General features: G+C 67.9%; 9 protein-coding genes. 2 read left to right on the top strand and 7 right to left on the bottom strand.

Annotated features, from left to right (window positions below):
* Window positions 1-779: 779 nt before the first annotated feature.
* The 4 genes from AB0I53_RS41095 to AB0I53_RS41080 form a co-directional block, all read right to left on the bottom strand.
* Complete coding sequence (locus AB0I53_RS41095) at window positions 780-1,235, bottom strand: transcriptional repressor (RefSeq protein ID WP_358614485.1); 456 nt, start codon at window positions 1,233-1,235, stop codon at window positions 780-782.
* Between the two features lie 143 nt (window positions 1,236-1,378).
* Window positions 1,379-2,431: a hypothetical protein gene (locus AB0I53_RS41090; protein ID WP_358614479.1), complete on the bottom strand. Its 1,053-nt coding sequence runs from the start codon at window positions 2,429-2,431 to the stop codon at window positions 1,379-1,381.
* Window positions 2,428-3,438: a GTP-binding protein gene (locus AB0I53_RS41085; protein WP_358614477.1), complete on the bottom strand. Its 1,011-nt coding sequence runs from the start codon at window positions 3,436-3,438 to the stop codon at window positions 2,428-2,430. The genes AB0I53_RS41090 and AB0I53_RS41085 overlap by 4 nt, the downstream gene beginning before the upstream one ends.
* Window positions 3,435-3,737, bottom strand: coding sequence for a hypothetical protein (locus tag AB0I53_RS41080; RefSeq protein WP_358614475.1), 303 nt, complete (start codon window positions 3,735-3,737; stop codon window positions 3,435-3,437). The genes AB0I53_RS41085 and AB0I53_RS41080 overlap by 4 nt, the downstream gene beginning before the upstream one ends.
* A gap of 147 nt (window positions 3,738-3,884) precedes the next feature.
* On the opposite strand from AB0I53_RS41080, the gene AB0I53_RS41075 reads away from it, so the two are divergent.
* Entirely contained in the window at window positions 3,885-4,820 is a 936-nt protein-coding gene (locus AB0I53_RS41075) for a zinc ABC transporter substrate-binding protein (protein WP_358614473.1), read from the top strand.
* Window positions 4,821-4,852: 32 nt separating this feature from the next.
* Here AB0I53_RS41075 and AB0I53_RS41070 read toward each other — a convergent pair whose 3' ends face one another.
* From AB0I53_RS41070 to AB0I53_RS41060, 3 genes are all read right to left on the bottom strand, one after another.
* The gene (locus AB0I53_RS41070) at window positions 4,853-5,590 is read right to left on the bottom strand and encodes a class I SAM-dependent methyltransferase (protein WP_358614471.1); all 738 of its coding nucleotides are present in this window, start codon (window positions 5,588-5,590) and stop codon (window positions 4,853-4,855) included.
* 84 nt (window positions 5,591-5,674) lie between these two features.
* Window positions 5,675-6,088, bottom strand: coding sequence for a hypothetical protein (locus tag AB0I53_RS41065; protein WP_358614470.1), 414 nt, complete (start codon window positions 6,086-6,088; stop codon window positions 5,675-5,677).
* 154 nt (window positions 6,089-6,242) lie between these two features.
* The gene (locus tag AB0I53_RS41060) at window positions 6,243-7,337 is read right to left on the bottom strand and encodes a saccharopine dehydrogenase NADP-binding domain-containing protein (protein WP_358614469.1); all 1,095 of its coding nucleotides are present in this window, start codon (window positions 7,335-7,337) and stop codon (window positions 6,243-6,245) included.
* A gap of 71 nt (window positions 7,338-7,408) precedes the next feature.
* Between AB0I53_RS41060 and AB0I53_RS41055 the strand changes: the two genes are divergently transcribed.
* Window positions 7,409-8,329, top strand: a complete 921-nt coding sequence (locus AB0I53_RS41055; RefSeq protein WP_358614468.1) for an NAD(P)/FAD-dependent oxidoreductase — start codon at window positions 7,409-7,411, stop codon at window positions 8,327-8,329.
* Window positions 8,330-8,427: the final 98 nt, after the last annotated feature.

The following is an 8,427-nucleotide window of genomic DNA, read 5'->3' as shown; positions in this document are numbered from 1 at the left end:
TGCTCCAAGGCGTCTTACTGTGCTGGACCGGCGTTTGCCCCACATGCCAACGAAAGCTCCCCAAACGAAGACCAACTTAACGAAGTACTACTAGTGCTTGTCGCAACACACCTGATCATGAAGGGCGTGTTGATGGCGAGGCGTGGACCTAAGCGCAGGTTGGATCTGGAGTCGGAGTATTGAGCGGCCCCACCTCTGTCCGGGGCGGGGCGAGTTGCGGCGAGCACGGCCTCGGCGACGGCATCCAGAATGACGGGCCCGGCGGTCTCGGCGATCACGGGCGCAGTACCTCGGCGACCGTGGCGTGGTCGGTCTTACCTGCGCGGCGATCATCACGGGCAGCTGGTAGATCATGTCGTCGGTGGTGCGGATCGCCTCGACTGCGGAGACCTTGAAGGGGCGCAGTACATGCCCATAGGCCCTGTCGTGGTCGCGGCCAAGCAACTCGACGAAATTGTCGCCGCCGGCCTTCGACCCCTGGTCGGAGGCAAGACCATCGTCGTCATCGCGCACCGGCTGTCCACGATCGTGGCCGCGGACCAGATCGTCGTTCTCGGCGGCGGCACCATTGTGCAGTGGGGGACGCACGCGGAACTGCTCGCAGAGCCAGACGGCGGTACGCACGAATGCGGGCTGCCCAGCGCCTGTCGAAGACCTGGCACGTCCCAGCAGGCTGACCGCATCCCGGCGCCGAGCAGCTTTTCGTTGCCATCCAGAACGATCTGGGGCGAGCCAGAAGCGGTGGCTCGGCAGAGTCGGCTGGGTGCGGATTGTCGCGATCAGCAACGGCACGCTGATCGCGTGCAGCATTCTCCGGTGGCGCGTGGTCTTGGCGCAGCCGAACAGGCCCCGCAGTTGCCCGTGATTTCCACGACGAGGTGCACGTCCGTGAAGCTGTGTTCGGCCGCGATCTCGGTGGCCCAGTCGTCGACGAACGTGGCCGTGATCGGGACTCGTCGGCGGCAAACGCGGCACACCAGGCGATGTTGCCGTCCCTCGGCTGCGGCACCGAACAGCTGGGTTCCGGCGGCGCTCTGGATGGTTTCCGCTCGGCCGGATGCCGCCAACGCGTGCAACGACCTGTACACGGTGGCCAGTCCGATGTTTTCGCCGTTCGTGCGCATGGTGAGGTGCAGTGCTTGTGCACTCACGAAGCCGGGTGTTCGCAGGAGGGCTTCGAACACGGCTCGCCTCTGGCGGCTCCAGCTGCTGGTGCGGTCATGTGACGGGTTCATGCTGCTGCCGGCCTCGCAATCACCGAGCGCGCTTCGGCGCTAGCTCCTGTCCGGAGTTGGCGGATGCCGTGGGTGGCGAGGGTGCAGGGGTGCAACGCTCTCGCCACCGCACGTCGCGAGCCTCGGGGGCTTGGGCTCGCGGGTCAGGCCACGGCCAGTGCATCGATGCGCCCGCTTCGACGTCCGATGTAGACGATCGGAGTGGTGGCTCCGCTGCTGCCGGTGGTGATGGCGGTGACCGGGTCGTCGTCGCGCAGCCCGCCGGCCGGGTGGAGTTCATCGCCCGGCTTGGCGGTGGGGGCAATTCGCCAGATGAGCACGTTGCCGTCCTGGTCGCCGCTGATGAGCGTCTGGCTGTGTCCGGGCACCCAGGAGAACGCGGTCACTGCTGCCTGGTGTCCGGTGAGCACGATTCCGGCGCGGCCGGTCGGGCCGGTGCCGGAGAAGTCCCAGCAGGTGAGGACTTCGGCGGATTCGCAGGCCATCCAGCGGCCGCCGTCTTCGAAGGCCAGGTGGGAGACCGTGGCGGGGAATCCGGTCATCTGGAAGTCCGAGCCGTCGGTGACTTTCCAGCCGTGCAGGGTCGCGTCCTGGCTGCCGCCGACGACCCAGCGGCCGTTGGGTGCGGCCGTGAGCCCGGAGATCGCGCCTGGTGCCTCCAGCGTGTTGGTGATGCGATCGGTGTCGGGTTCGAAGATCGTCACGCCTTGGTAGGACGACGCCGCGACGCGGAGCTGCCCGCGTGGCCACAGCACGTTGGTCACGGTGCTGGTCAAGGGGGCGGAGGTCCAGCGGGTTTTCCCGGAGCGGTCCAGGACCCGCACCCGTCTGCCGTCGGCGACCGCGAGGGACTGCGATTTCTTGTCCCAGGCGGCCGATGCCGACCATCCCGCGCCCTCGCTGTGCAGGACCGCGCCGTCGGTGGCGCTCCACAGCTGGCGGCTTCCCATGCCCAGCGCGGCGATGCGGGTGCCGTCCGGGCTGGCGGCGATCGCGAGCAGCGCGTCGTCGAGATCCCGTTCGTAGCGCGTGGATCCGTCGGGGTCGAAGACCCGCAGCGTGCCCTCGGAACCACCGGCCACCAGGGCATCGGGCGCGTTGCGCCCGCCGGGTAGTACGTCGAGGGCCATGACGGGTTCGCTGGTTTCGGCTTGCCAGCGCGGCCGCAGCTGCGCGCTGTTCGTCAGCGCGGTCACGCCGTGGCCTCCGCGCCCACTGGTTGCAGGCAGGCGCGGAACTCCCGCTCCAGCTGGTCGCGGTCGAGGTTGCGGCCGATGAACACCATCCGGTTCCGGCGTGCTTCGCCATCGCGCCACGGAGCGCCGAGGTCGCCGTCGTGGAGCATGTGCACGCCCTGGAAGACGTACCGCTGGTCCGATCCGGCGAGGTTGAGGATTCCCTTGCTGCGGAACAGGTCCGTGCCGCGTTCGCCGAGCAGTACGCCCAGCCATTCGTTGAGCTTCTCGACGTCGACCGCGCCGTCGGCCTCGATGCCCACGCTGGTGACCGTCAGGTCGTGCTGGTGGTCGGAGTCCTGGAGGAACTCCGGTTCGTCGGCGAGGATCTTGTCCAGGTCGAACGCGCGCACCCCCAGCACCTCGGCGAGGTCCACGTCGCCGTGGCGGGCGGGCAGGATGCGCACGCCGGCGTTGATGCCGCGGATGCGCCGCTCGACCTCGTCGATCTCCTCCGCGCCGACCAGGTCGATCTTGTTGAGCACCACGCGGTCGGCGAAGGCGAGCTGTTCGACCGCCTCGTTCTCGGCGCCTTCGGGTTTTTCATCGTCGAGGTGCTGGACGATGTGCTTGGCGTCGACGACCGTCACGATCGCGTCCAGGCGCAGCTGCGTGCGCAGCGTGTCGTCGACGAAGAACGTCTGCGCGACCGGTGCCGGGTCGGCGAGACCGGTGGTCTCGATGAGGATCGCGTCGAAGCGGTCCTTGCGCTTGAGCAGCGCGCCGAGGATGCGGATCAGGTCGCCGCGCACGGTGCAGCAGATGCAGCCGTTGTTCATCTCGAAGACTTCTTCTTCGGCGTCCAGCACCAGGCCGTCGTCGATGCCGACCTCGCCGAACTCGTTCTCGATCACGGCGATGCGCATGCCGTGGTTCTCGGTGAGGATCCGGTTGAGCAGCGTCGTCTTGCCGGCACCGAGGAACCCGGTCAGGACCGTGACCGGCACCCGGTTGTCGGTTTCGCTCATCGTGGCTCGTTCTCCCCTTCAGGTCGGGCGGTCAGGATCTTCCGGACGACTTCGTCGTCCACTTCGGACACCGGCGCGTGGAGCGTCCAGCGCCTCGGGGCTTCGTCCAGCACGGCGATCTTGGTCTCGATCGGTGCGCATCCGGGCTCTGCGCAGGCAAGTTCCTGCACCGTCACCGCCGTTTGAGCGGTCAGCCCGAGAGTGGTGCGCACCAGGTCTGCGATCTCGCCCGCGCGGTCGGCGCGAGCGGGATCCGGCCGGTTCGACCGGCCGAGCAGGCGGCTCAGCGCTTCGTTCATCTCACCTCGCAGTTGTCGGCATCCTCTCACCGTAGATGATAACGACAATCGTTTTCGTTTATGCTTCTGGGTGTCATCCACCAGTTCGGCGATTTCCAGAGGAGCAACTTGATGACATTCCGCGAAGGACGTCGGTCCAGAGCAGTCATGACCACCGCGAGTCTCAGCGCGGCAGTCCTGGTGTTGGCCGGATGCGGCGCGGTCCGGTCCGAACCCAGCGCAGTCGAGGGCAGGATCAAGGTCGTGACCTCGACCAATGTCTGGGGCAGCGTCGTGCAGGCGATCGGTGGCGGCGCCGTCGACGCGCGGCCGCTGATCAGCGATCCGATCGTCAACCCGCACTCCTACGAGAGCGTCCCCGACGACGCGGCGGAGGTGGCCGAAGCCGATCTCCTGGTGTTCAACGGCGGCGGTTACGACGAGTTCGTCGAGAAGATCCTCGCGGCCGCCCCGCGAGACAGGCCGACCGTCGACGTCTCCGCGCTCGCCGACGAGCCGCAACAGCCATTGCCCGAATCCCGCGCCGCGGAAGGACATGGCCACTCCCACGACCACTCGATCAACGAACACTTCTGGTACGACTTCCATGCCGTTGATGCGGCGGCCGACCGGATCGCCGCAGACCTGGGTGAGCTGCAACCCGCCAGGGCGCAGGAATTCGTCGCGAACGCGGAGCGGTTCCGCGCCGGGGTCGGGCAGCTCCAAGAGCAGGCGCGGCGAATCGCGGCGGCGCGTCCGGGCGCGGAGGTCGTCGCGACGGAGCCGGTCGCGTTCTACCTGATCGAGGAGTCCGGTCTCAGCGACATCACGCCGGACAGCTTCGTGGACGCGGTGGAAGCCGGCAACGACCCGCCCGCCGCGGCCGTCGCGGAGATCCAGGACGCGCTCGATGCGCGGCGAGTCACGGCTCTGGTGTTCAACCCGCAGACGGAATCCGCGGTGACCGCGCAACTGCGGGCCCGCGCTGAGCAGGTGGGTATCCCGGTGGTCTTGATGACCGAAACCCTGCCCGCAGGCCAGGATTACCTGCAGTGGATGGGGACTCAGGTCGCCTCGCTCGGAGCGGCGGAGGGCCTGCGGTGAACGGGCCGGGGGCAGGGATGCCTGCCCCGGCGTCAGGTCCGCGCCTCGGTCCGGGTGATGGCGTACATGCCGAGGTCGGTCGGCTCCAGGGGGTGGAGCCGAAGGCCCGCCTGGGCGAGCTCGTCGCGCAGCTGGGGTTCGGCGACCAGGTGCCAGGAGTAGCTCACCTCCCGCTGGTCGACGACTTCGTCGCCTTGGTAGGTGCGGTACGTCATGTGCCAGGTGAGTGTCCCGTCGCCGGTGGGTTCGGCCCGCGCCCGGCACTCGTACCGCCGACGTCCGATGCTTCCGGTCGACGCCACTGCTTCCGGGATGTCCACGGGCTCGGACGGTGGTTGCAGGTTGAGCACCGCCCGTCCACCCGGTGCGAGCCGCTCGGCGAGCAACTTCCAGATGTCGCGGCGTTCGGCCGGGGAGAAGTGGCCGATGACGTTCATGGCGACGACCAGGCCCAGCCGGTCGGGGAGTTCGGCCTCCAGGAACCCCTCCGGCAGGACCGTCACGCGGTCGCGCAAGGACTCGTGGGCGTTGACCTTGGCCAGCAGTGCTGAGCGCAGTCCGGCGGACGGTTCCACGGCGAAAATCTCCGCCGCCGGCAGCGCATCCCCGATCACGAGGGTTCCGCAGCCGCTGCCGGCGCCGATGTCGATGACCGGTCCGGCGGGTTCGGTCGCCTTGATCGCGTCGACCAGTGCGGGGCCGACGCCGTTCCAGAACGGGCTGATCAGGATGTCGATGTACTCCGCTGACTCGGCGTATTCGTCGGTCACGAGGCTCCTCACGTGCGATGAAGGGGCTGATCCGTGCTGCGCAGCGGAAGTCGGCGGCCGATGGCGGGCTCGGCCTTTCCCGTGCTAGTTCCGGGTGGCCTGCCGCCGGTGGTGCTGGTTCCAGTGCAGGCGTTGGGGAAGTTCGTCGATGTTCTCCGGTGTCGTTTCCAGCCAACGCGTCAGCGCCGTGAGGTCTTCGGCGGTGCGCACCGGCCCCACGAGCATGACGGCGCCCAGTGGTTGGCGGGCAATGGTGCACCGCTGCACCAGCACGAGGTGCCCGGCCGCTCGCAGTGTGGTGGTTTTCCTGGTGTGGCACCACAAACGCCCGAGCGGGCAGTTCGCGCGTACGAGAACTGCGTTGGGGCAGCGGCGGATCGTGTCCCGCAGGGCGGCGAGGATCGGCAGTTGTCCGTCGTCCTCGCAGCTGTCGCAGAGGATGACGGTGAAGCCGGTTCGGGGGTTGCTCTCGGTCCTTCGGTGTGGTCGTGGGGCCATCCATTCCCTCGGATCGCACTGGGGTTCAGCTGGTCGCGCCTGGGTTTCAGTGGGTCCCGAAGCGAGCGGAACGCGGACGAACATTGGAGCGTAATGATAACCATTTCCGTTTAATGTGAGAACCCAGGCAGACTATCCACAACGATTGTCATTCTCAATTTTGCGGCGCTGAGATGTGGCCAGCGGCACTGTCGGCAGGCTTCTGGATGGAAAGCGACTGGACGAGGGGGTCGCGGCGGAGCGCTTCGGCGATGTCGTCGGGATCCAGCACGCTGTCCGCGAAGTGCACTCCTGGGCCGATCTTCTCCTGGGCGACAGCGCTGGCCGTCAACGCCGCCACCACGCCGCTGAGCTGGTACGGGTCGCTGGTGCACAGCGTCAGCGACGATGACGTTCCAGTGGCGGTTGGCACGCAGGCGGTGAGCACGTAGTACGGGTCGCGCTCGCGCAGGTCCGTCTTCGCCGCCTGTGTCAGCAGTTCGATGTAGTCGTCCCGGAACTCGGGGTCGTCCGCCCATGCCATCGCCAAGGCGGTCGGAATGGCCTCCGAAGCGTAGGCCGTGTAGAAGCGCAGCTCGTCCACGCCGAGTTCTTCGGCGAGGCGGATGCCTTCGGTAGGCAGGAAGGGCATCGCGTCGACAGGCTCGGGAAAACCGGCCGGCCGCACCTTGCGCAGCGGGGTCAGGCTTCTCGAGACCACGGCCCCATCTCTCCAGTGGGCCAGCGACTCCCCGAAGTCGGGGCCCTGGGCGAGGAGGATGTCCGCCGCCGATGCCGGTGTCATGCGCACGGCGCCGCCGACATGGAGGTCCAGCCGATCTCCGGGGCCGGCGATGAGCCGGGGGAGCAGCCCGGTCAGGCCTGGCATCAATCCAGCGGAGAAGACCGCTACGCGGTCGCCGGATGTCGAGCCGAGTGCGCGGTGGGCAGGGACGTCCCCGGCGACGTCGACGTAGTGCGCGCCCGCTTTCAATGCCGCTCGGGCCGCGGTGTCGAGGATGCGGTACGAGGGGCCGGCGCAGTTCAGGACGACGTGTGCGCCGGAGCAGAACTCCTGAAGACTTCCTGCGTCTTCGATGTCTACATAAGACAACTCGATTCCGGGCAGGTCGCCGAGCAGGGCACTGCCCCGCGACGGATTGCGTCCGCCGACGCGGATTCGGCCGTAGCCGTACTCGGAGAGCCGGCGGACCGCCGTGGCGCCGACTTCGCCGTACCCGCCGAGCACGGAGATGAGCTGATCGGCCATTGCGCCCCTTCCGTAGCATGTTCTCTGCAATGATAATCGTTTCCATTAGTTTTCGGCTAGAGGGAGCAACCGTGTTAGACGTGATCGTGATCGGCGGTGGGCCCGCGGGGCTCAGCGCCGCGCTCGTGCTGGGCCGGCAGCGGCGCCGGGTGCTGGTCGCCGACGGCGGCCAGGTCCGCAACGCGCCTGCGGACGAGATGCACATGTACCTGAGCCGCGACGGTTTCTCGCCGCACGAGCTGTTGGCGTTGGGGCGCGCCGAGCTGGCCGCCTACCTCGGTGTCGAAGTGCGGCAGGGCCAGGTTTCCTCGGTTTCCGGTGGCGTCGACGACTTCACCGTGGAATTCGCCGACGGAAGCCGGGAAAGGGCCCGGCGGCTGATCCTGGCGACCGGGCAGGTGGACGAACCCTACGACATCCCGGGCGTGCCGGAACGCTTCGGCCGCAGCATCTTCCACTGTCCCTTCTGCCATGGTTGGGAGGCCACCGGCAAGACGCTGGCGGTGCTCGGCCGCGACGTCCCGCAGGTGATGCTCGGCCTGTACCTGGCCGATCGCTACAGCGAGGACGTGGTCGTGGTGACCCACGGTGCGCACGGGCTGCCGGACGAGGTGATCGCCAAGCTCTCGGCGCGCGGAGTGGAGGTGCGCACCGAGCCGCTGGTGAAGGTGACCGGTGAATTGGACGGGCTGCAGTTGCACTTCGCCGACGGATCGGTGCTGGAGCGGCAGGCGATGTTCCACCGCGCACCGACCAGGCAACGAGCACCGTTCGCCGCCGATCTCGGTTGCGCGATCCTGGAGGACGGCTGCGTCCAGGTCGACGAGTTGCAGGCGACCACGGTTCCAGGTGTGTTCGCGGCCGGGGACATGGCTCGTGTTCCAGCGGTTCCGGACGCGCTGACCTTGGTCAGCCAAGCCGCTGCGGACGGTGTCCGAGCGGCAGTCTGGTTGGAGCAGGGTCTTTTCCGCGCCACTCTGGCAGACTCCTGATGTGCTGACGTCGTGAGTGCGCAAGCGGGCTCCAGCCCGCCGTTACCAGACCGGCACGATCGCGGTCGAAACCGGCGGCTACTGCTTGTGGACGTATC

It is taken from the genome of Saccharopolyspora sp. NPDC050389, assembly GCF_040655595.1.
Classification (GTDB): Bacteria; Actinomycetota; Actinomycetes; order Mycobacteriales; family Pseudonocardiaceae; genus Saccharopolyspora.
The sequence above is the reverse complement of the archived record's forward strand: the minus strand, read 5'-3'. Positions and strand labels throughout refer to the sequence as shown.

What these genes read in the sequence shown, in the direction of transcription:
- AB0I53_RS41085 (WP_358614477.1), bottom strand. Translation starts at nt 3,438, where the DNA reads ATGAGCGAAACCGACAACCGGGTGCCGGTCACGGTCCTGACCGGGTTC.
- AB0I53_RS41060 (WP_358614469.1), bottom strand. Translation starts at nt 7,337, where the DNA reads ATGGCCGATCAGCTCATCTCCGTGCTCGGCGGGTACGGCGAAGTCGGC.
- AB0I53_RS41065 (WP_358614470.1), bottom strand. Translation starts at nt 6,088, where the DNA reads ATGGCCCCACGACCACACCGAAGGACCGAGAGCAACCCCCGAACCGGC.
- AB0I53_RS41075 (WP_358614473.1), top strand. Translation starts at nt 3,885, where the DNA reads ATGACCACCGCGAGTCTCAGCGCGGCAGTCCTGGTGTTGGCCGGATGC.
- AB0I53_RS41080 (WP_358614475.1), bottom strand. Translation starts at nt 3,737, where the DNA reads ATGAACGAAGCGCTGAGCCGCCTGCTCGGCCGGTCGAACCGGCCGGAT.
- AB0I53_RS41095 (WP_358614485.1), bottom strand. Translation starts at nt 1,235, where the DNA reads ATGAACCCGTCACATGACCGCACCAGCAGCTGGAGCCGCCAGAGGCGA.